Annotated in this window: 15 protein-coding genes; 12 read left to right on the forward strand and 3 right to left on the reverse strand. The window is 64.1% G+C overall.

All coding sequences use genetic code 11. The features are described 5' to 3' along the window. Positions 1–2: 2 nt before the first annotated feature. A complete protein-coding gene (gene coaA / locus F3H41_RS12170; protein WP_149738960.1) occupies positions 3–992 on the forward strand; it encodes a type I pantothenate kinase in 990 nt (329 codons plus the stop codon). A 9-nt stretch (positions 993–1,001) separates the two neighbouring features. On the opposite strand, the gene F3H41_RS12175 is transcribed toward coaA, so the two are convergent. From F3H41_RS12175 to F3H41_RS12185, 3 genes are all read right to left on the reverse strand, one after another. Next, complete coding sequence (locus tag F3H41_RS12175; RefSeq protein ID WP_149738961.1) at positions 1,002–1,613, reverse strand: alpha-ketoglutarate-dependent dioxygenase AlkB; 612 nt, start codon at positions 1,611–1,613, stop codon at positions 1,002–1,004. A 148-nt stretch (positions 1,614–1,761) separates the two neighbouring features. Further along, the gene (gene arfB, locus F3H41_RS12180) at positions 1,762–2,196 is read right to left on the reverse strand and encodes an alternative ribosome rescue aminoacyl-tRNA hydrolase ArfB (RefSeq protein ID WP_149738962.1); all 435 of its coding nucleotides are present in this window, start codon (positions 2,194–2,196) and stop codon (positions 1,762–1,764) included. A gap of 144 nt (positions 2,197–2,340) precedes the next feature. After that, positions 2,341–3,951 carry a phosphoenolpyruvate carboxykinase gene (locus F3H41_RS12185; RefSeq protein WP_149738963.1) on the reverse strand — a complete coding sequence of 537 codons (1,611 nt, stop codon included), beginning with the start codon at positions 3,949–3,951 and terminating at the stop codon, positions 2,341–2,343. A gap of 330 nt (positions 3,952–4,281) precedes the next feature. On the opposite strand from F3H41_RS12185, the gene F3H41_RS12190 reads away from it, so the two are divergent. The 11 genes from F3H41_RS12190 to addA all read left to right on the forward strand — a co-directional run bounded on the left by F3H41_RS12190 (position 4,282) and on the right by addA (position 21,742). Next, on the forward strand, positions 4,282–5,007 hold the full coding sequence (locus tag F3H41_RS12190) for a response regulator transcription factor (protein WP_149738964.1): 726 nt from the start codon (positions 4,282–4,284) through the stop codon (positions 5,005–5,007). Positions 5,008–5,214: 207 nt separating this feature from the next. After that, positions 5,215–6,954 carry a sensor histidine kinase gene (locus F3H41_RS12195; RefSeq protein WP_244616183.1) on the forward strand — a complete coding sequence of 580 codons (1,740 nt, stop codon included), beginning with the start codon at positions 5,215–5,217 and terminating at the stop codon, positions 6,952–6,954. Between the two features lie 10 nt (positions 6,955–6,964). After that, on the forward strand, positions 6,965–7,438 hold the full coding sequence (locus F3H41_RS12200; RefSeq protein WP_149738966.1) for an HPr kinase/phosphorylase: 474 nt from the start codon (positions 6,965–6,967) through the stop codon (positions 7,436–7,438). A 153-nt stretch (positions 7,439–7,591) separates the two neighbouring features. Beyond that, a complete protein-coding gene (locus tag F3H41_RS12205; protein WP_149738967.1) occupies positions 7,592–7,993 on the forward strand; it encodes a PTS sugar transporter subunit IIA in 402 nt (133 codons plus the stop codon). A gap of 16 nt (positions 7,994–8,009) precedes the next feature. Next, complete coding sequence (locus tag F3H41_RS12210) at positions 8,010–8,282, forward strand: HPr family phosphocarrier protein (protein WP_149738968.1); 273 nt, start codon at positions 8,010–8,012, stop codon at positions 8,280–8,282. A gap of 246 nt (positions 8,283–8,528) precedes the next feature. Beyond that, positions 8,529–9,926 (forward strand): adenosylhomocysteinase, encoded by a 1,398-nt coding sequence (gene ahcY, locus F3H41_RS12215; protein WP_149738969.1) that lies wholly within the window; start codon positions 8,529–8,531, stop codon positions 9,924–9,926. 381 nt (positions 9,927–10,307) lie between these two features. After that, positions 10,308–12,806: a PAS domain-containing sensor histidine kinase gene (locus F3H41_RS12220; protein ID WP_149738970.1), complete on the forward strand. Its 2,499-nt coding sequence runs from the start codon at positions 10,308–10,310 to the stop codon at positions 12,804–12,806. Then, positions 12,806–14,305 (forward strand): tRNA (adenosine(37)-N6)-threonylcarbamoyltransferase complex ATPase subunit type 1 TsaE, encoded by a 1,500-nt coding sequence (gene tsaE / locus F3H41_RS12225; protein ID WP_244616179.1) that lies wholly within the window; start codon positions 12,806–12,808, stop codon positions 14,303–14,305. Before F3H41_RS12220 ends, tsaE begins: the two co-directional genes overlap by 1 nt. 9 nt (positions 14,306–14,314) lie before the next feature. Next, positions 14,315–15,046, forward strand: a complete 732-nt coding sequence (locus F3H41_RS12230; protein WP_149738972.1) for a nucleotidyltransferase family protein — start codon at positions 14,315–14,317, stop codon at positions 15,044–15,046. Next, positions 15,043–18,207, forward strand: coding sequence for a double-strand break repair protein AddB (gene addB, locus F3H41_RS12235; protein WP_149738973.1), 3,165 nt, complete (start codon positions 15,043–15,045; stop codon positions 18,205–18,207). Before F3H41_RS12230 ends, addB begins: the two co-directional genes overlap by 4 nt. After that, positions 18,200–21,742, forward strand: a complete 3,543-nt coding sequence (gene addA, locus F3H41_RS12240; RefSeq protein WP_149738974.1) for a double-strand break repair helicase AddA — start codon at positions 18,200–18,202, stop codon at positions 21,740–21,742. The genes addB and addA overlap by 8 nt, the downstream gene beginning before the upstream one ends. Positions 21,743–21,772 lie beyond the last annotated feature (30 nt).

The following is a 21,772-nucleotide window of genomic DNA, read 5'->3' on the forward strand; positions in this document are numbered from 1 at the left end:
CAATGCTGGCCAAAGATCCCGCTCCGGCTGATATTCCCGATCGTTACGACAACGGCACTTATTCGCCGTTTCGGTTCTTTTCGGCCGAGGAATGGGCCCGCTTTCGTGCCGACACGCCGCTGACGCTGACGGAAGACGAGGTGCGGCGGCTGCGATCGCTGAACGACCCGATCGATCTGGAAGAGGTTCGTCGCATCTATCTGTCGCTGTCGCGTCTTCTCTCGGCCCATGTCGTCTCGTCGCAGGGACTCTACGAGCAGCGCAAGCGCTTTCTCAACATGCCCAACGAGACAAAGACGCCGTTCGTGATCGGGATTGCCGGGTCGGTGGCGGTGGGAAAATCGACGACGGCGCGTATCCTCGCCGAGCTTCTGTCGCGCTGGCCGTCCAGTCCGAAGGTCGATCTCGTCACCACGGACGGCTTTCTCTATCCAAATGCGGTGCTGCAGAGCCAGAACATGATGGACCGGAAGGGCTTTCCGGAAAGCTATGACATCGGCGCGCTGCTGCGCTTCCTCTCCGCCATCAAGGCCGGGCAACCGAATGTGCAGGCGCCCACCTATTCGCACCTGACTTATGATGTGGTGCCCGATCAGTTCCGCACGATCGACCGGCCGGACATCCTCATTTTCGAGGGCATCAACGTTCTGCAGTCCCGCAACCTGCCGGAAGATGGCAAGATCGTGCCGATGGTGTCGGACTTCTTCGATTTCTCGATCTACATCGACGCGGACGAGACGCTGATCCACAGCTGGTACGTCAACCGTTTCATGCACCTGCGCGAGACGGCGTTCCGCAACCCGGAGTCCTTCTTCAATCGCTATGCGACCATTTCGGAAGAAGCAGCGCTCGCCATTGCCGAGGGGCTCTGGTCGAACATCAACCTGAAGAACCTGCGGCAGAACATCCTGCCGACCCGGCCGCGCGCCGATTTGATCATCGAGAAGGGCCCGAATCACCTGACCGAGACAGTGGCGCTGCGCAAACTTTAGCGAGCGGGGCTACACGGTAACGCGGCGCAGCGTCAGATTGATGCGCCCGGTGTTCTTCAAAAGCGTCGAGGTGCCGGGATAGATGCGGTCGACGCCGTGGAAGGCGAGGCGGCTTTCTCCCCCGAATACGAGCACATCGCCGCTCATCAACCGCAAGGAGACGGTGCGCCCGCCGCGCTCGGTGCCACCGATGCGGAACAGGCAGTCATCCCCTAGCGAGACCGAGACAACCGGACAGCTGAGGTCGGCTTCGTCGCGGTCCTGATGCAGGCCCATTTTGGCGGTTTCGCCATAGAAATTGATGAGGCACGCCTCGGGCGCTTTTTCCGCCCCACTCACCGTCTCCCATAGCGCCATCAGCGAGGCGGGGATGGCCGGCCAGGGCTCGCCCGTTGCCGGGTGCAGCGGCTGATACCGATAGCCGCGCGCCTTGTCCGTCACCCAGCCAAGCGTCCCGCAATTGGTCATGCGCACCGACATGGGCTTCCCGGTCTTCGGCATTTCCGGAACATAGAGGGGTGCGGCGGCGACCACGGACCTGATCTCCTCGACCAGCGCTTCCTGCTGGGTGCGGTCGAAATATCCTGGGAGGTGACGGACGCCCTTGGGCAGAACGAGCATGGATTTTCCTTGTTGAGGCGGTTTCGCGTACCCGCCGCGCTTGTTTGCGCGGGCAGTGCGCATTTTACGGCGATTTGCCAAGGTCAGGCGGGGATCAGGCGCGTCACCTCAGGCAGCCCAATCCCTACGGGGCGCGAAGGTTCCGGGATCAGTCCCCGTCGGATTTGCCGCGCAGGCGCTTGATCTCGCCGCGCCCTGCCTTTTCCTTCAGGCGCCGTTCCACGGAGCCACGGGTGGGGCGCGTTTTCTTGCGCGGCGGCGGAGGTGGGGCGGCGGCTTCGAGCAGCAGCTCCTTCAGCCGTTCGCGTGCATCTTCCCGATTGCGCTCCTGGCTGCGAAAGCGGCTCGCCTCGATCATCAGCACGCCGTCATTGGACACGCGACGCCCGCCAAGTCTGATGGCGTTTCGCTTCACCCGGTCGGTCAGGGCCGGAGAGGCGAGAATGTTGAAGAAAAGCTGGACTGCCGTGGAGACCTTGTTGACGTTCTGACCGCCGGGGCCCCCGGCCAGCACGAATTGCTCGGTCAGTTCCCAGCCCGCAAGCACGATTGTCTCTGTCACATACAGCGGTTGGCTGGCCATCGGTGTCTCCTTGCGGTTCCTTGCCACGGAACGGCCGCCGGAGAAAGACCCGTCGCGCATGGTGAGGCTGGAGCGGCAGAAAACGCAAAACCCGGCACGCCAGAGGGCGCACCGGGTTTCACGTGAATCCTCCCACCGAGGACTTTATTCTGCGGCCATCTTCAGACCGGGAGCAGCGTCGCGGACCGAACCATCGACGTGGCTTTCGAACTTCTCGAAGTTGCGCACGAACATGTCGACCAGTTTCCTGGCCTGGGCGTCGTAGGCGCCTTTGTCGGCCCAAGTCGAACGTGGATCAAGGATGGCCGTATCGACGCCCGGAACCGAAACCGGAACGCGGAAGCCGAAGTTCGGGTCGGCGCGGAATTCGGCCGAGGCGAGCGAGCCGTCCAGCGCTGCGGTCAGAAGGGCGCGCGTGGCCTTGATGGGCATGCGGCGACCGACGCCATAGGCGCCACCGGTCCAGCCGGTGTTGACGAGCCAGCACTTGACGCCGTGCTGGGCGATCAGCGCTTTGAGCAGGTTGCCGTATTCGGCCGGATGGCGCGGCATGAACGGCGCGCCGAAGCAGGTCGAGAACGTGGCCTCGGGCTCGGTCACACCCTTTTCCGTTCCGGCGACCTTGGCGGTGTAGCCGGAGAGGAAGTGATACATGGCCTGCTCGGGCGTCAGTTCCGCGATCGGCGGCATGACGCCGAAGGCATCAGCGGTCAGCATGATGATGGTCTTAGGATGGCCGGCCGTGCCCGTTTCGCTGGCGTTCGGGATGAAGTCCAGCGGATAGGCGCAGCGGGTGTTTTCCGTCAGAGAGCCATCGTCGAAATCCGGCACGCGGTTTTCGTCGAGGATGACGTTTTCCATGACGGTGCCGAAACGGCGGGTCGTGGAGAAGATTTCCGGTTCGGCTTCGGCCGAGAGACGGATCGCCTTGGCGTAGCAACCACCTTCGAAGTTGAAGATGCCGTGCTCGCCCCAACCATGCTCGTCATCGCCGATCAGCGTGCGCTTCGGGTCGGCCGAGAGCGTGGTCTTGCCGGTGCCGGAAAGGCCGAAGAAAACGGCGCTGTCGCCATCGGGGCCGACATTGGCCGAGCAATGCATGGGCATGACGCCCTTGGCGGGCAGAAGGTAGTTCAGAACCGTGAAGACCGACTTCTTCATTTCGCCGGCATAGGACGTGCCGCCGATGAGGACGATTCCATTGACGAGGTCGCAGGCGATGACCGTTTCCGTGCGGCAGCCGTGGCGCGCAGGATCGGCCTTGAAGCTCGGCAGGTCGATGATCGTCAGCTTCGGAACGAAGGCTGCGAGCGCAGAGCGCTCCGGACGGATCAGCAGATTGCGGATGAAGAGCGAGTGCCAGGCAAATTCCGTGACGACGCGGGTCGGCAGGGCATTGTCCGCATCGGCGCCGCCGACGAGATCCTGCACGTAAAGGTTCATGCCCCGGGCGTGGGCCAGCATGTCCTGCCGCAGCACCTCGAAGTACTCGGGCGACATGGGCTTGTTGTTGTCCCACCAGATCTGGTCTTCCGTCTCGGCGGTGCGAACGACGAACTTGTCCTTGGGGGAACGGCCCGTGTGCTGACCGGTGACGGCGCTGAAGGCACCGTGTGCGGTAACCTTGCCTTCGCCGTTGCGGATCGCTTCCTCGTAGAGCTCGGCGGCTGCAAAATTGTAGCGCACGGTCGAAAGGTCGCTGAAACCGATGGCCTCGAGTGCGAGCGCCGGGTTGCGGATGCCGATTTCCTCCATGGTCCCCTTGTCCTTCCGATCAGGTAAACACGTTGAATTCTGCGAGGACTATAGAAAGGCTTTTTTAAATCCGCAAGCTTGATTTGGTTAAAAGACGAATGATATCAGTATATTAATCGATTTAATAAAATAGTCGTATTTTTTAAATCGTTTGAGCCTGCTGTTTCGTGGTGACACCCAGAAGACACAGCCGGATCCCTCTGGCCACTTGCCACAATTTGTTCCACCTTTATCCTCATGTAACCGTCACGCCACGCGCCGCGTTGAGGGACGAGCCCGGGTCCGTCAACGACAGGGCGCGGCAAACGACAATGAATGGAGCCCGGAAAGATGCAGACCATCGCCCTCGTTGACGACGACCGCAACATTCTCGCATCGGTATCGATCGCGCTTGAAGCGGAGGGGTACAAGGTGGAGACCTATACCGACGGCGCTTCAGCGCTCGACGGTCTTCTGGCCCGGCCGCCGCACCTTGCGATCTTCGACATCAAGATGCCGCGCATGGACGGGATGGAGCTTCTGCGCCGCCTGCGCCAGAAGTCGGATATTCCGGTCATCTTCCTCACCTCAAAGGATGAGGAAATCGACGAACTCTTCGGCCTGAAAATGGGTGCCGACGATTTCATCACCAAGCCCTTTTCGCAGCGCCTGCTGGTGGAGCGCGTCAAGGCGATCCTGCGCCGCTCCGCCAACCGCGAGGCTGCCGCGGCAGCGCCGGCCGGCAGCGCAAAATCGGCGGATATTCAGGCCCGTTCGCTGGAGCGCGGCCAACTCGTGATGGATCAGGAGCGCCACACCTGCACCTGGAAGAACGAGCCGGTGACTCTGACCGTCACCGAATTTCTCATTCTGCATTCGCTGGCGCAACGTCCCGGCGTCGTCAAAAGCCGTGACGCGCTGATGGATGCGGCCTATGACGAACAGGTTTATGTTGATGACCGCACCATCGACAGCCACATCAAGCGACTGCGCAAGAAGTTCAAGATGGTCGATACTGACTTCGACATGATCGAAACGCTCTACGGTGTCGGTTACCGCTTCCGGGAAGCCGCCTGAGGCGCACCGCGCCGGCAAGGGCAGGGATCGCTCCGGGCAGGACGCCCGTCGCGGCCTTGCCTTTTGGCGCGCGAACGCCCATCACCAGGGGCGCGGCATAGCACGACAACAGAATGAGAGGGCGCGAAAGCCTGATTTCGCGCTGAGTAGCGGGTGGTGGACAGCATTCAGCTCAATGACGGGGAAGAAACGGCAAGCCGCAGCGGCGTGCTTGGCCGTGGCCGTCGCTGGACGCACCCTTTCACCCTGATCCGCCGCATCTTCGGCAACGCCGTCTTCTCGAGCCTGACGCGCCGCATTGTCTTCTTCAATCTCGTCGCACTGGTCGTTCTCGTCGGCGGCATCATGTATCTCAACCAGTTCCGCGAGGGGCTGATCGATGCGCGCGTCGAAAGCCTCCTGACGCAGGGAGAGATCATCGCGGGCGCGATTGCCGCCTCCGCGTCGGTGGACACCAATTCGATCACCATCGATCCCGAAAAGCTGCTGGAGCTACAGGCCGGACAAAGCATCACGCCGCTGCCACGCGATGAAGACCTCGATTTCCCGATCATCCAGGAGCGCGTGGCCCCGGTCCTGCGGCGGCTGATCTCGCCGACCCGCACGCGCGCCCGTCTCTTTGATGCCGATGCGGATCTCCTGCTCGACTCCCGCCACCTCTACAGCGGCGGTCAGGTACTGCGCTTCGACCTGCCGCCCGTCGAGCCGGAATCGGAAAGCCTTGTCGAGCGCTTCAACACGTGGTTCAACCGTCTTCTGCAGCCGGGCAACCTGCCGCTTTACCGTGAGCCGCCGGGGGGCAGCGGCGCGATCTATCCGGAAGTGATGAATGCATTGACTGGCGTGCGCGGCGCGGTCGTGCGCGTAACGGAGAAAGGCGAGTTGATCGTTTCCGTCGCCGTGCCCGTGCAGCGATTCCGCGCCGTGCTCGGCGTGCTGCTGCTCTCCACCCAGGCCGGCGACATCGACAAGATTGTCCATGCCGAGCGCCTCGCCATCATTCGCGTCTTCGGCGTAGCGGCCCTCGTCAACGTCATTCTTTCGCTACTTCTCTCGAGCACGATCGCCAATCCGCTGCGCCGCCTCTCGGCCGCGGCGATCCGGGTGCGGCGTGGAGGGGCCAAGGTGCGCGAAGAGATCCCGGATTTTTCCGTCCGCCAGGACGAGATCGGCAACCTCTCCATCGCGCTGCGCGACATGACGAGCGCGCTCTATGACCGGATCGACGCGATCGAGAGTTTCGCGGCCGATGTCAGCCATGAGTTGAAGAACCCCCTGACCTCGCTGCGCAGCGCCGTGGAAACGCTGCCGCTAGCGCGCTCGGACGAATCGAAGAAGCGCCTGCTCGACATCATCCAGCATGATGTGCGCCGTCTCGACCGCCTCATCAGCGACATTTCGGATGCCTCGCGCCTCGATGCGGAACTGGCCCGTAGCGATGCCCGTAGCCTCGACATGGAAACCCTCCTGTCGAACCTCATCGACATCTCCCGCCAGATCCGCAACCACAAAAAGCCGGTGCTGCTCGACTTCGTCGTCGATCGCAAAAATGATCCGAAGGCCCGCTTCCTCGTCAGCGGCTACGAACTGCGCATCGGCCAGATCATCACCAACCTGATCGAGAACGCGCGTTCTTTCGTGCCGGAAACCGGCGGACGCATCGTCATCCGCCTCATGCGTTCGAAAAACCGTTGCATCGTGCAAGTGGACGACAATGGGCCGGGCATCCAGGCCGAAAACATCGATCGTATCTTCGAGCGCTTTTATACGGATCGACCGGACGGCGAGGATTTCGGGCAGAATTCGGGACTCGGCCTTTCCATTTCCCGGCAGATCGCCGAGGCCCATGGCGGCAGCCTGAAGGCGGAGAACCTGAAGGACGAGAAGACGGGCGAAGCTAGCGGCGCCCGCTTTACCCTCTCGCTGCCGCTCGACGCACCAGCGTGAGGAGGCGATCATGACGGCGGTTGCCGACGACAGCGCCACACGCTTCAACACCCACGCCACGGGCATCGTCACGGGCGAGACCGGCATCATGATCGTGGGGCCCTCCGGCAGCGGCAAGTCTGCCCTTGCCTATGCCTGCCTGGTGGCGGCACGGCGCGCGGGTCTCTTCAGCGCGCTGGTGGGCGACGACCGGCTCGATATCGCCATCACCGGAGATGCCGCGATCATGCGCGGTCCGAGCGCGATCGCCGGATTGCTGGAGATTCGCGGCGCCGGCATCCTGCGCCATGAGACCATCCATGAAGCGAGGATCGACCTCGTTGTACGGCCCGTGGACCCCGCCCGCGACGATCGGCTGCCGCCGGATGACGAACGTTTCGATCTCGGCGGGGGGCTTAGCCGGCCGCTCATTCGCGTGCCCAGAACAATGTGCGAGCCGCTTTCACTTATCTTCGATCTGGCGCGACAGAGGCATCAAATCTGACGCTGATTCGCGACGGGTCGTTACTTTCGCGCATTTTATGCCTTGCACTTCGCCTTTTCCTTGCCAAGATGGCCGCCCTGACGGTGGACGCGCATGCAGCATTGCGATATTGGCCCGCCGTCATTTTGTTGTCGCAGTTGGAGCAAACGGATCATGATCGGACTGGTGCTTGTCACCCATGGCAAGCTGGCTGAGGAGTTCCGTCATGCGCTGGAGCATGTCGTTGGCCCGCAAAAGGCGATCGTGACCGTCTGTATCGGTCCCGAGGACGATATGGACCAGCGGCGCAAGGATATTCTGGATGCCGTGGCCGAAGCCAATCTCGGCAAGGGCGTCATCGTTCTCACCGACATGTTCGGCGGAACCCCCTCGAACCTCGCCATCTCTGTGATGCGTGCCGGCGAGGTCGAGGTGATTGCCGGGGTGAACCTTCCCATGCTGATCAAGCTCGCAGGCGTTCGCGGCGATGGCGACATGGAGCGCGCGCTCGTCGAGGCTTCCGAGGCCGGCCGCAAGTATATCAACGTCGCCAGCCGCGTGCTGAGCGGAAAGTAAGGCCATCCCCCATCCCATGAGCTTGTCGCGCGATCTTCTCATCATCAACAAGCGCGGCCTGCATGCCCGCGCCTCGGCGAAATTCGTGCAGACCGTGGAGACGTTCGATGCCGAGATCACGGTCTCCAAGGACGGCATGAGCGTCGGCGGTACCTCCATCATGGGTCTGATGATGTTGGCAGCGAGCCCCGGCTGCACTGTGCATGTCGTTGCCAGCGGTCCGCAGGCGACGGAAGCGCTCGAGGCGCTCGAGGCGTTAATCGCCAATCGCTTTGGCGAGGAGATGTAAGAGGCTGGGACGACTGGCCGAGCCAGTGCCGCGTCTTCACGATCACATAACCATATAAAGACCTCTTTATGTCCTGATTGCCAGCTTGCGCTTTTCCTGATAGAGGAGCGCCTACGATGTCCTGTTGTCCGGTGTTCCGGAGCGGGCACGAGGCTGAGCGCGGCGGTTGCCGGCCGGCAAAAGAGATCGGCGGCGGGCATGATGATCCCGTGAGACCGCCGCCAACATCCGGATCTGGAGATCACAATGAGCACCACTGACTACATCGTCGCCGACATCGGCCTTGCAGACTTCGGCCGCAAGGAAATCGCCATCGCCGAAACGGAAATGCCGGGCCTGATGGCCTGCCGCGAGGAATTCGGCGCCGCTCAGCCACTGAAGGGTGCGCGCATCACCGGTTCGCTGCACATGACGATCCAGACCGCTGTGCTGATCGAGACGCTCGTGGCGCTCGGCGCCGAAGTCCGCTGGGCGTCGTGCAACATCTTCTCGACCCAGGACCACGCCGCCGCCGCGATTGCCGCCAGCGGCATCCCGGTCTTCGCCGTCAAGGGCGAAACGCTGGAGCAGTATTGGGAATACACCGACAAGATCTTCCAGTGGGCCGATGGCGGCTTCTCCAACATGATCCTCGATGATGGCGGCGATGCCACCATGTATATCCTGCTCGGCGCCCGCGCCGAAGCCGGCGAGGACGTGCTGTCGAACCCCGGTTCGGAAGAAGAAGAGATCCTGATCGCGCAGATCAAGAAGCGTCTCAAGGCCTCGCCCGGCTGGTTCACCAAGCAGCGCGACGCCATCAAGGGCGTCACCGAAGAGACCACCACCGGCGTGCACCGTCTTTATGAACTCTCCAAGAAGGGCCTGCTGCCCTTCCCGGCCATCAACGTCAACGACAGCGTCACCAAGTCGAAATTCGACAACAAGTACGGCTGTAAGGAATCGCTGGTGGACGGCATCCGCCGCGGCACCGACGTGATGATGGCCGGCAAGGTCGCCGTCGTCTGCGGCTATGGCGACGTCGGCAAGGGGTCGTCCGCGTCGCTGCGCGGCGCCGGCGCCCGCGTCAAGGTCACGGAAGTCGATCCGATCTGCGCGCTTCAGGCCGCCATGGACGGCTTTGAGGTCGTGCAGCTCGAGGACGTCGTTTCCACCGCCGACATCTTCATCACGACGACGGGCAACAAGGACGTCATCCGCATCGAGCATATGCGCGAGATGAAGGACATGGCTATCGTCGGCAACATCGGCCACTTCGACAACGAGATCCAGGTCGCATCGCTGCGCAATCTCAAGTGGACCAACATCAAGCCGCAGGTCGACATGATCGAATTCCCGAAGGGCAATCGCATGATCCTGCTCTCGGAAGGCCGCCTGCTGAATCTCGGCAACGCCACCGGCCACCCGTCCTTCGTGATGTCGGCCTCCTTCTCGAACCAGGTTCTGGCGCAGATCGAACTCTTCGCCAACACCGGCGCCTACAAAAACGACGTCTACGTGCTGCCCAAGCACCTCGACGAGAAGGTCGCCCGCCTGCATCTCGCCAAGCTCGGCGCCAAGCTGACGACGCTTTCGGACGAGCAGGCCGCCTATATCGGCGTCACCGCCGAGGGTCCGTTCAAGGCCGAACACTACCGCTACTAATTCGTCCAACGGCGAACCCAACATCTTGTGCCGCGGCCTCCAAAAGGGGCCGCGGTTTGCTTTTTTGGCGTCCGACCTTCCCGCTCAATGCCCGAGGAAGTATGTTTTGAGGGCTGATTCGTGACAGGTGCGGAAACGAACGTCATGGTCAGGTCCGGGCGACCGAGATGCGGCAAAACGGTCACCGAGACGGCGAATCACCGGCGTGCCTTGCACGTGGCGCTTCGCCCCTGGAGAGACGCGGGCGCGGGTCTTCTGTGGAAGAAGCTGCGTTCGCACGGCGGAAGAAGCGGGACGGGAGCGACCTCGAGCGGCGGGGAGGCTTTCCGGCGCTGACCTGTGCCAACAGGCGCGCAACCCGAACACGGGGACGACGACATTATGGCGAGCGGCATTTCCAAGGCTTTACGCCGGCTTTTCTTCGGCCATCTGGCCCCGGTCACGCGACGCCTGGCGTCTGGAACATGTCTGAGTTCGCTCTTAGCAGCCGATGCGATGGCTGCCGATGCCGCAACCCGCGCCACCATGTTCCAGTCCACAGAAATCGTGATCTTTTCGGTGCTGATCGGCGTCATTTCCGCCGCGATGCTTTCGGCCATCTGGATGATCCGCCAGCGTGGCAACATGGAAACGGACAATCGCGAGCTTCGCGCCGCGCTTTCCGATGCCAATCACCAGATATCGCGGTTCGAGGCGCTGATCAGCGACAAGAACCGCCGCATCGTCGTGTGGGAAGGGCAGGGCAGCCGCGCCGAATTTCTCGGCCAGCTACCGATCGAGACGGGCGCCCCGCAGGAGAATGCGGATTTTCTGGCCTTTGGCCGCTGGGTGAAGCCGCAGTCGGCCAGCGAACTCGAACATGCGATCGAGCGCCTGCGCAGTTCGGCGCAGAGTTTCGATATCGCCATCGAGACGGGCCGCGGGCAGATCCTCGAAGCGCAGGGCCGTGTGTCCGGATCACAGGCCTTCGTGCGCTTTGTGGCGCTGACGAACCTGCGCGAGGAACTGGCCGGGCTGAAGATCGAGCGGGAAAGCCTGCATGCGGCCCTGACGACGCTGCGCACGCTTTGCGACGCCATCGACCTACCCATGTGGCAGCGGGACCGCGAGGATCGTCTCGTCTGGGTCAACCAGGCCTTCAGCGACGCCGTCGAAGCGGCAACACCGCAGGCCGCTGTCAGCGAGGGACGCGAGCTTCTGGCCACGGTGGCCCGCGAAAAGATCCGCGCTGCAGCAACCTATGACACACCGTTCCGCGGCACGCTGTCGACTGTGGTGAAAGGCAACCGCACCTTCTACGACGTGGTGGATGCACGCTCGAAAAACGGCACGGCCGGCCTTGCGCTCGATGTCTCCGCGATCGAGGCGATTCGCGAGGAGCTGAAGCGCACGCTCAAAAGCCATGCGGAGACGCTCGACCATCTGGCAACACCCGTGGCGATCTTCGACGGCGAGCAGCGCCTGCAATTCTACAATCAGGCCTTCCAGGTTCTGTGGAACCTCGACATGGGCTTTCTTGAGCGCAAGCCGACCAATGGCGAGGTTTTCGAGCGGCTGCGCGCCGAGGGCCAGTTGCCGGAGCTTTTGAACTGGAAGCAGTGGAAGGACAACGCGCTGTCGGTCTATCAGGCGATCGACACGCGCTCGGACGAATGGCACCTGCCGAACGGTCAGACGCTGCGTGCCTTCGCCACGGCCCGCCCGCAAGGTGGCGTGACCTGGGTGTTCGAGAACCTGACGGAAAAGGTCAGCCTCGAAACCCGCTACAACACGCTTCTGCATGTCCAAGGCGAGACGATTGACCACCTCTCGGAAGGCGTCGCGGTCTTTGGGGCGGATGGACGCATCACGCTATCCAACCCCGCCTTCCGCGCGATCTGGGGCGTCACAAAAGAGCAGGTGGAGCCGGGCACGCACATCAAGGCGATCGAAAAGGCCTGCGCCATCGCCTATGACCAGCCCGACGGCTGGAAGCGCTTCAACACGATCATCACCAGCTTCGATGACGAGCGGCAGGAGTGCAAGGGGCGGCTGGAGCTGCGTACCAATCTCATTCTCGACTTCGCGATCATCCCGCTGCCCAATGCGCAGACCATGCTGACATTCGTCAACACCACCGACAGCGTGCGGGTCGAGCGCGCTCTGACGGAGAAGAACGAGGCGCTGCGCCTTGCGGATTCGCTGAAGAACGACTTCGTGCAGCACGTCTCCTACGAGCTGCGCTCGCCGCTGACCAACATCATCGGCTTCGCCGAGCTTCTAAAGACGCCCGCCTTCGGGACGTTGTCCGAGCGGCAGGCGGAGTATGTCGATCACATTTCCACCTCGTCCTCGCTGGTGCTGACCATCGTCAACGATATTCTGGATCTTGCGACCGTCGATGCGGGGATCGTGGAGCTCGACTATAGCGAGATCGACCTTGCCGATCTGCTGGAGGATGTCGGTCAGCAGGTGGCGGACCGGCTGCAGGAGGGTGGACTGACCCTCAGCATTGAGGCGCCCGGCGCGCTTGGGAGCATCATTGCCGATCACGGCCGTCTGAAGCAGATCCTGCTCAAGCTCCTCGCCAATGCCGCCAATTTCGCGCCCGAGGGGAGCGTCATCCGCCTTGGTTGCGCCCGCGACGGCTCCGATTTCGTCTTCCGCGTCTCCGATTCCGGTCCCGGCATTCCGAAGGACGTGCTGGATGTCGTCTTCGACCGTTTTGAAAGCCACGGCGCTGCCGGTGGGGCCGGTCTCGGCCTCTCCATCGTCCAGAGCTTCGTCAAACTCCACCACGGCACCGTATCCATCCGAAGCGAGGAAGGCCGCGGCACGGAGGTCACCTGCCGCATTCCGAACGGCCCATCCCTCCATTCACGCTTCATTGCCGCCGAATGATGCCGCGCCATCTTGCAGACGAGCAGGCGACGCAGAGGCTCGGCGAAGATCTCGCCCTTGCGCTGAGGCCCGGTGACTGCCTGGCGCTCGTTGGCGATCTCGGCGCCGGCAAATCGACACTGGCGCGCGCGTTGATCCGCGCTTTGGCCGGCGATCCAGACCTGGAGGTTCCAAGCCCGACCTTCACGCTGGTGCAGGAATATGCCCTTTCCCTGCCGATCGGGCATTTCGATCTCTACCGCATCTCCGATCCCGACGAACTCCACGAACTCGGCCTCGACGACATGCTCGCGCACGGCGCCTGCCTCATCGAGTGGCCCGAGCGGGCGGAGGGGATGCTGCCGAAGAGCACGGTGACGCTGACGCTGACGCCTGCGGGCACCGGCCGCGATCTATCGGTCAGCGGCAAAGGACCGGCGATGGAGCGCATTTTGCGCACGCTTGCCCTGCGTGACTTTCTCGTTGCGAACGATATGGCGACGGCGCGCCGTCGGCCGCTTGGCGGCGATGCCTCCGCGCGCGGCTACAATTACGTCGATCCCTCTTCCGGGGCGACTTGCATCCTGATGGACGCACCGCGCTCGAAACCGGGCCCGATCCTGCGGGATGGCAAATACTACCAGCAGCTTGCCCATATCGCCGAGGACGTCGTGCCCTTCGTCGCGGTCGCCGGCTATCTGCGCCGGCAGGGGTTTCGCGCCCCGGATGTTCTGGCGGCCGATCTCGATCAGGGTACTCTGCTGCTTGAAGACCTCGGCACGGGTTCCATTCTGGACGAGGACGGTGCGCCGGTCGAAGCGCGCTATGCGGACGTCGCGCGCACGCTTGCAGCCGTCCATGCCGCACCGCTGGAAACCGATCTGCCCGTTCCCGGCGGCCCCACCCATGCGGTGCCGCCTTTTGATCGCACGGCCATGCAGATCGAGGTCAGCCTTCTGACGGACTGGTTCCTACCCTTTAGACAAGGCGGTGCGGCCAAGCCCGACGATATCCGGGCATTTGTCGGCATCTGGGACGATCTCATCGATACGCTTGAGGACGGCGAACGGCATCTGCTGTTGCGGGATGTGCATTCGCCGAACATCATCTGGCAACCGGGGCCGCAGCTCACCCGCCGCGTCGGCCTCCTCGACTTCCAGGATGCGATGATCGGGCCGACCGCCTATGATGTGGCCTCGCTGGTGCAGGATGCACGCGTGAGCGTGCCGGAGGAGATGGGCGAGCGGCTTCTTGCCACCTATATCGAGACACGGCAGGCGGCGGCAGATTTCGACACCTGCCGCTTTCGGCGGGATATCGCGATCATGGCGGCGCAGCGCAATTGCAAGCTGCTTGGCATCTGGATTCGTCTGATGCAGCGGGACGGAAAGCCCGGCTATATGCGCCACATGCCCCGCACGCTCATCTATCTCGAGGCGGCAACGCGCCATCCCGTCCTCGCGCCCCTGCGTGACTGGCTGACGCGAACTGCTATTCTCGGCGGCGAATCAGATCGCTGACGAGGAATGATGACGATACGCCAAGCCATGGTCCTGGCCGCAGGACTGGGAACGCGCCTGCGGCCGCTCACCGACCGCATGCCGAAGCCGCTTGTACCCGTCGGCGGCCGGCCGATGCTCGATCGTGTGCTTGACCTTCTCACCCAGGCTGGTGTGGAGACGGCAGCCGTCAATGTCCATCATCACCCCGAGCAGATGGAAGCGCATCTTGCCGGTCGAACGCGCCCGCATATCCTCATCTCGGACGAACGCGCCCAGCTGATGGATTCGGGCGGCGGACTTGCCAAGGGTCTTGCCTTGCTGGAGCCCGGACCTGTGCTCGTGATGAATGCCGATCTCTTCTGGGTCGGCGAGCCCTCCGGGCAGCCCTCCAATCTGTCGCGCCTTGCCGCAGCCTTCGACCCTGCTCGCATGGACATGCTGCTGCTGTGCGTGCCGCTTGCGCGCACCACCGGCCACAATGGCAAGAAGGACTTTGCGCTCGGACTGGACGGGCGGCTGTCGCGCTACAGCGACGGCATGGCCGGACCGGTCGTCTATGCCGGCGCCCTTGCGATGCTGACCGGCCTGTTTGATGATGCGCCGCAGACCCCTTTCAATCTCAACCGCTACTTCGACAGGGCCATTGCGGCCGGCCGGCTTTACGGAATCGAGATGAGCGGCGAATGGATCACCGTCGGCACGCCGGATGCCATCGGCCCCGCGGAAGAGACGATTGCACGCTTCGAGGCGCTGGCATGAGCTCGCAAGCGGGAAACATCTTCACGATCCCGCCCGGCCTTCCTTTCCTGAAAACCTTCGCGGCGCGCCTGCTGGACGGTGCCATCGTCCCGGATTTTGTCTACGACCCGGACCAGCCGCTTGATCTGGCGGAGGCGACGATCTTCTTGCCGACGCGGCGCGCGGTGCGCGTCCTGCGATCGGAGTTCGTCGATCTTCTCGGCGGTCGCTCCGCCATCCTGCCCACCATCCGGGCGCTCGGTGAAACCGACGATGATGCGGGTTATTTCGATGCTGACCTGCCCGATACGTTCGACCTTGCGCCGCCTGTTGGCGGCGCGACGCGACTGATCGAGCTGGCACGGCTGATCCTTGCCTGGCGAAACGGCCTGCCGAGCCGGATTCTCGATATACACGACGAGAGTCCACTGATCGCTCCCGTCAGCCCCGCCGATGCGCTGTGGCTTGCGAAGGATCTCGTGGCGCTGATCGATGCAATGGAAACGGAGCGTTGCGACTGGGCGGCCCTCGACACGCTCGATGCCGCCGACCACGCGACTTGGTGGCAGCTGACACTGGAATTTCTAAAGATTGCCCGTCTCTACTGGCCGGAACGGCTGAAGGAGCTGAACCGCTCATCCTCGGCCGCCCACCGCAACGCGATCCTCGCCGCCGAAGCCAGGCGAATCGCGCAGGGGCGCCTGACCGGTCCCATCATCGTGGCAGGATCCACGGGCTCCATTCCTGCAACGGCCGACATGATCGCGGCTGTGCGGCAATGCCCGCGCGGGGCGATCGTTCTGCCCGGCCTCGACCAGGAGATGGAGGATGCGGACTGGCTTTTGCTGACCGCCGGCTCTTCCGCAACGGCATCGTCTACTCCACGCCAGATTGGCGAGCGCAGCCACCCGCAATACGGGCTGGCGCGGCTGATCGAGCGGCTCGGCGTTTCCCGCGCCGAAATCGAGGTGCTCTCGCGCCCGCCGGCGCATCTCGACATGCGCGGGCGCATCCTGTCGCGCGCCATGCTGCCGGTCGAGGCAACGGAGCGCTGGACCGCGTTGCGGGCCGATCTTGAGCCGGAGTCCGTGGCGACTGCCTTTGCCGATGTCTCATTGGTCGAGCTTGCGAACGAGCGGGAAGAAGCGCTCGTGATTGCCATGGCTCTGCGGCTCGCGCTGGAAGAGGGCGAAGATCGGCGCGCGGCCCTCATCACGCCGGACCGCGACCTTGCGCGCCGCGTCACGGCCGAGCTGAAGCGCTTCGGCATTGACGCCGACGATTCCGGCGGCCGGCCGCTGGTCTTGTCGGAACCGGGCAGCCTGATCCGGCTCGTGACCGATCTTGCCCTGCGGCGGAGGGACCGGGCTGGCCTCGCCGCGCTCCTCAAGCACCCGCTCTGCCGTCTCGGTCGCGACGCCGAAGCCTTTGCGCGCGCGGCTGACACGCTGGAGCGGCTGGCGCTGCGCAATCGCCGTGGTCCCCTCTCGTTCGCCGCACTGGCCGGGTGTGTCGAGCAGGCGATTGCCGACCACAAGCGCGACACCCATCCGCCCGCGTGGCGGCAGGGGATGACGGATGAGGACATGGCCGCCGCGCACGCGCTGGCCGGCGATCTTTCCGCCGCCCTGATGCCACTTCTTTCCGACGCTGACCAGCGCAGCATTGCCGACTGGTCCGTTGCGACCAGCGAAGTGCTGGAAGCCCTCGCTGCCGACCCCACAGCCGGGCTGACACCGCTCTGGGGTACGGAAGCCGGCGAAGAACTGGCGAACCTTTTGCGCGAGACCTTCGAGACGGATGGCACGCTGGAAGCGGACGCGGCGCAATGGGCCGATGCGCTGGACGCCCTCCTGGCCGGGTTGATGGTCAAGCCGCGGTCGATGCGCGATCCGCATATCTTCATTTTCGGGGCGATGGAGTCGCGCCTGCAGGACGCCGACCTCTTCGTGCTTGGCGGCCTCAACGAGGGCGCATGGCCAGGTCAGACTCGCAACGACCCCTTCCTTTCGCGTGTGATGAAAACCGCGATTGGCCTCGAACCGCCGGAACGGCGGATCGGTCAGCTTGCCCACGATCTGGTGATGGCCGCCGGCGCGCCGCGGCTGATGCTGACCCGCGCGCTGCGCAGCGGCTCTGCCCCGACGGTCGCCTCCCGCTGGCTGCAACGGCTGCTGGCGCTGGGGGGCGAGCGGCTTGAGGCGCAGATGCGCCGCCAGGGTGCCGAGTGGCAAGCCTTTGCGACCGCCCTCGACCAGCGCCCCCGCCAACCGCCAGCCGAGCGGCCACAGCCCCGGCCGGCCGCCGACCTGCAGCCGCAAAGCTTCAGCTTCAGCGAGGTCTCGACGCTTCGGCGCGATCCCTATGCCATCTATGCCCGGCGGATCCTGCGTCTTCATCCCGTCGACCCCTTCGCCAACGAGCCGGATGCGCGGGAACGGGGCGTGCTCTATCACGCCGTCTTCGACCGCGCCGTGCGCGAGACCATCGACGCCGGCCAACCGGATGCGCGACTGAAGCTGTCTGCCATCATCGAGGAGGCCGTTTCCGAAGCGGCCCTCCCGACGCATCTCGAAGACCTCTGGCGGGAGCGCCTGCGGGCGGTGGGTGATGCTTTTCTCGACTGGCAGGTCAGGCGCGCGCCCGGTATCACCCGCAGCCTGACCGAAGTCCGAGCCCGTTTCGATCTCGGCGCAGCCGATGTGGCGATTACTGGCGTTGCCGACCGGATCGATCTTCTCGCCGACGGCCGCGTCGATCTCATCGACTATAAGACCGGCGCGTCGCCATCGAAGAAGGAGGCGCAGAGCCTGCTCGACCCGCAGCTGCCGCTGGAAGCCGCGGGCGTGGAAGCGGGCGGCTTTCGCGGTCTAGGATCGCCAAGGGTGCGCTCCCTTTATTATGTCCGACTGAAACCCGGCGAACGCTTCGAGGTGGAGCGCATCGACAATGATCCCGGCCTGAGCCGTGCGGGCGAGACGCTGCCGACGACGGAAGATCTGGCGCGCGATGCGGTCGGAGAGTTGCGCCGCTTCGTGCTGGCGCTACGATCCGGCAAGGTCGGCTTCGCATCGCGCCTCGTGGTGCAGATGCAGGGCGACCGCAGCGGCCCCTACGACCATCTGGCGCGTGTTGCCGAGTGGTCGACGGCCGAACCCGGGGAGGGTGGCGGCGATGAGTGAAACCGAACGCATGGCACCGAAGGACTGGCTGGACTGGACGAGCACGCAGCAGGGGCTTGCCTCCGACCCCGCCCGCTCGGCCTGGGTGTCGGCCAATGCCGGTTCCGGCAAGACGCATGTGCTGACCCAGCGCGTCATCCGCCTTCTTCTGGCCGGCTGCCGCCCCTCGGCCATTCTCTGCCTCACCTATACAAAGGCGGCGGCCTCGGAAATGTCGAACCGCGTCTTCGAGCGGCTGGCCGAATGGGCGATCCTTGATGACACAGAGCTTTCACGCCGGATCGAGGAGATCGAGCGGCGCAGGCCCGATGTCATCCAGCTCAAGGAAGCGCGCCGCCTCTTTGCCCGCGCGCTGGAAACACCGGGCGGATTGAAGATCCAGACGATCCACGCCTTCTGCGAGGCGTTGCTGCACCAGTTTCCGCTGGAAGCCAATGTAGCCGGGCACTTTTCCGTCTTGGACGACCGGGCCGCGGGCGAGTTGATGGAACAGGCGCGGCGCAGCTTGCTGCTGGCCGGTTCGCGGCGACGGGACGGGCCGCTGGCGGATGTCTTTGCAACGGTGATGCGGCTTGCCGATGAAACGGGGCTCGACAAGCTGTTGCAATCCTTCGTCGGACAACGAACGGCACTTTCGGAATTCTTTGCCTATGCCGAGCGGCACGGCGGCGTTGAAGATGCTGTGCGTGCCAGCCTCGGCATCCTGCCCGGCGAGTGCGAAGACGAGATTTTCGATACCGCGCTCGCTGATCCCGAGCTTCTGCCGCATCGCATCGGAGCGATGATCGATCTGGCGCGCGAGCGGGGCGGCAGCAAGCCGCAGGCAACAGCGGCCGCGCTGGTCGCAGCACTTGCCTTGCCGATCGGGCGCGCCCGCTTCGGTGCGCTGCTGTCCGTCTTTGCCAAGGACGATGGCGAAAAGCGCGCCGACGGCAGCTTCGTCGCCAAGCCAATGGAGAAGGCGGATCCTTTGCTTTCCGCCGCCTTCTTGTCCCTGCGCGATCGGTTCGTCGAGGCAGGCCAGAGGATTTCGCTGCTCTCGCTCGGTGCGGCCACTATGGCCGCGCTCTCGCTCGGCAGATATCTGATTGCCGATTACGAGAGCCTCAAAAAGCGGCGCGGGCTTCTGGACTTCGAGGATCTCGTCAACCGCACCCGCACACTGCTGACGCGCAGCCATATCCACGCCTGGGTTCACTACAAGCTCGACCAGGGCATCGACCATGTTCTCGTCGACGAGGCGCAGGATACGAGCCCGCGGCAATGGGAAATCATCCGCTCGCTGACCGACGAATTCTTTGCCGGTGCCAGCCAGCGCGGCATCGACCGGACGCTCTTCGTCGTGGGCGACGAGAAGCAGTCGATCTATTCTTTCCAGGGCGCGCGGCCCGAACGCTTCTCGGCCGAGAGGCGGGATGTGTCCGACCAGATTGACGCGGCCGGCGGGGCCTTCAGCGCCATTCGCCTGCAACTTTCTTTTCGCTCAACGGAGGCTGTGCTGAGCGCCGTGGACACCGTTTTCGCCGCGAGCGCCAATGCGCGCGGGCTGGCGGCGCAGGGCGATCCCGTGGTGCATGCGTCCAACCGGATCGGCCAGCCGGGTGTCGTCGAGGTCTGGGACCAGTTGGTACCCGCACCCGGCGAGACGGACGCGGACTGGACGGCGGCCTTCGACGCGACACCGGAAACGGCGCCGGTGAATGTGCTGGCACGCCGCGTGGCAAACAGCCTGGCCGCCTGGATCGGACGCGAAACCGTGACGATCAAGGGTGTCACCCGGCCGATGGAGCCGGGCGACATCATCGTTCTCGTGCGCAAGCGTGACGCCTTCGTTGCCGCCCTGACGCGCGCGCTGAAGCGTTCGGATCGGGCCATCCCCGTAGCGGGTGCGGACCGCCTGGTATTGACGGAACATATCGCGGTGCAGGATCTGGTGGCACTCGGCCGCTTCGCGCTGCTGCCATCGGACGACCTCTCGCTCGCCGCGCTCCTGAAAAGCCCGCTCTTCAATTTCGACGAGGATAAACTTGCCGCCGTCGCCACGATGCGGGAAGAGGGCGAAAGCCTGTGGCAGCGACTCATCGCCATGGCCGTGAATGACGATGCCCTGGAGGTGATCCGCCAACGGCTGGAGACGCTGATCGAGGAAGCCCGGGCCTGCACGCCGTTCGACTTCTTTGCCCGGATTCTCGGCCCCTTGGGCGGGCGCGCCGCCTTCCTTGCCCGGCTCGGCTCCGAAGCGAGCGACGTGCTGGACGAATTCCTGGCCTTTGCACTCGACACGGAAAAGAGCCTGCCGGCCAGCCTTCAGCTTTTTCTCTCGACGCTCGAGCGCGAGGCGCCGACCGTCAAGCGCGAGCTGGACAAGGGGCGCAACGAAGTGCGCATCATGACCGTCCATGCCGCCAAGGGGCTCGAGGCGCCGGTAGTGTTTCTGGTCGATAGCGGTGCGCAGGTGATGAGCAGCCAGCATGCGCCGGCGCTTCGCCTTTTTCCCTCCGCAGACGGACCCGACGCGCCGACCGTGCCGATCTGGCAGGCGCCGGGCCTCAAGCATACGGTGTTGGGCGAGGACCGCGAGCGGCTCAAGGATGCGGCCGAGCAGGAATATCGCCGGCTTCTCTATGTCGGGATGACGCGCGCGGCGGACCGCCTGATCGTGTGCGGCTATCGAGGCAAGAAGGCGTTTCCCGATACCTGGCACATGATGGTGCGCGATGCGCTTGGCGCCGATCCCCGCGCGGCAGCGACGACCTTTACAGCTGGTGGCGAGAGCTGGGAAGGCGTTCGCTGGATGGCGGCAGCTTCCCCTTCCATAGCAACGTCGGGAGCGGAGATCGTCACCGCGCGCGACGTGACCGTGCTACCCGAAGCGCTCTTCCGGCCGCCAGCGGCCCGCACACGCCTGCCGCGGCCGCTGGCGCCCTCCGGCGCCGGAATCGCCGTCGATGCCGGGCACGAGCCACCGCTGGTCGCAACCTCGCTTTTCTCCGCGCCGCAGAAGGGCGCTGCGGCTGGCTTGCTGCGCGGTGCGATCCTGCACCGGTTGCTGCAGACGCTGCCGGATTTCGAGCCGGATGAACGACTGGTGGCCGCGACGCGCTATCTGGAACGCGCCGTGCCACAATGGCCGCTCGCGGTGCGGCAGCGAACAGTCGAACAGGTGCTCGCGGTGCTGACGGATCCCGCATCGTCCGGACTCTTTTCAGATGGCAGCCGGGCGGAGGTCTCGGTGATCGGCACGCTTCGCCTCGGGCGGCGCGACTATGCGGTTTCGGGACGGCTGGACCGGCTGGCGGTAGACGGAAACCGCGTCGTCATCGCGGACTTCAAGACCAATCGGGACATCCCCTCCGACGAAACGGAAATCTCGCCCGGCTACATCGCACAGCTCGCCATCTACAGGGAACTGCTTGCGCCGCTCTATCCGGATAAGGTGATCGATTGCGTGCTGGTCTATACCGGCGGACCCCGGACCTTCCGGCTTTCGCCGGAGCGGCTCGCCCGCAGCCTTGATGGTCTTGCGACAAAGTGAGATAGAAAGATTGAATTTCGGCTGACGGGG

Origin of the sequence: Rhizobium sp. RU20A, from assembly GCF_900155885.1 — a bacterium.
GTDB lineage: Bacteria > Pseudomonadota > Alphaproteobacteria > Rhizobiales > Rhizobiaceae > RU20A.

Excerpts from the sequence above, each read along its gene's own strand:
- tsaE (WP_244616179.1), top strand. The coding sequence starts at position 12,806 with ATGCCGCGCCATCTTGCAGACGAGCAGGCGACGCAGAGGCTCGGCGAA.
- ahcY (WP_149738969.1), top strand. The coding sequence starts at position 8,529 with ATGAGCACCACTGACTACATCGTCGCCGACATCGGCCTTGCAGACTTC.
- F3H41_RS12200 (WP_149738966.1), top strand. The coding sequence starts at position 6,965 with ATGACGGCGGTTGCCGACGACAGCGCCACACGCTTCAACACCCACGCC.
- addA (WP_149738974.1), top strand. The coding sequence starts at position 18,200 with ATGAGTGAAACCGAACGCATGGCACCGAAGGACTGGCTGGACTGGACG.
- addB (WP_149738973.1), top strand. The coding sequence starts at position 15,043 with ATGAGCTCGCAAGCGGGAAACATCTTCACGATCCCGCCCGGCCTTCCT.
- F3H41_RS12175 (WP_149738961.1), bottom strand. The coding sequence starts at position 1,613 with ATGCTCGTTCTGCCCAAGGGCGTCCGTCACCTCCCAGGATATTTCGAC.
- F3H41_RS12185 (WP_149738963.1), bottom strand. The coding sequence starts at position 3,951 with ATGGAGGAAATCGGCATCCGCAACCCGGCGCTCGCACTCGAGGCCATC.
- arfB (WP_149738962.1), bottom strand. The coding sequence starts at position 2,196 with ATGGCCAGCCAACCGCTGTATGTGACAGAGACAATCGTGCTTGCGGGC.
- F3H41_RS12230 (WP_149738972.1), top strand. The coding sequence starts at position 14,315 with ATGACGATACGCCAAGCCATGGTCCTGGCCGCAGGACTGGGAACGCGC.
- F3H41_RS12210 (WP_149738968.1), top strand. The coding sequence starts at position 8,010 with ATGAGCTTGTCGCGCGATCTTCTCATCATCAACAAGCGCGGCCTGCAT.
- F3H41_RS12220 (WP_149738970.1), top strand. The coding sequence starts at position 10,308 with ATGGCGAGCGGCATTTCCAAGGCTTTACGCCGGCTTTTCTTCGGCCAT.
- F3H41_RS12205 (WP_149738967.1), top strand. The coding sequence starts at position 7,592 with ATGATCGGACTGGTGCTTGTCACCCATGGCAAGCTGGCTGAGGAGTTC.
- F3H41_RS12190 (WP_149738964.1), top strand. The coding sequence starts at position 4,282 with ATGCAGACCATCGCCCTCGTTGACGACGACCGCAACATTCTCGCATCG.
- coaA (WP_149738960.1), top strand. The coding sequence starts at position 3 with ATGCTGGCCAAAGATCCCGCTCCGGCTGATATTCCCGATCGTTACGAC.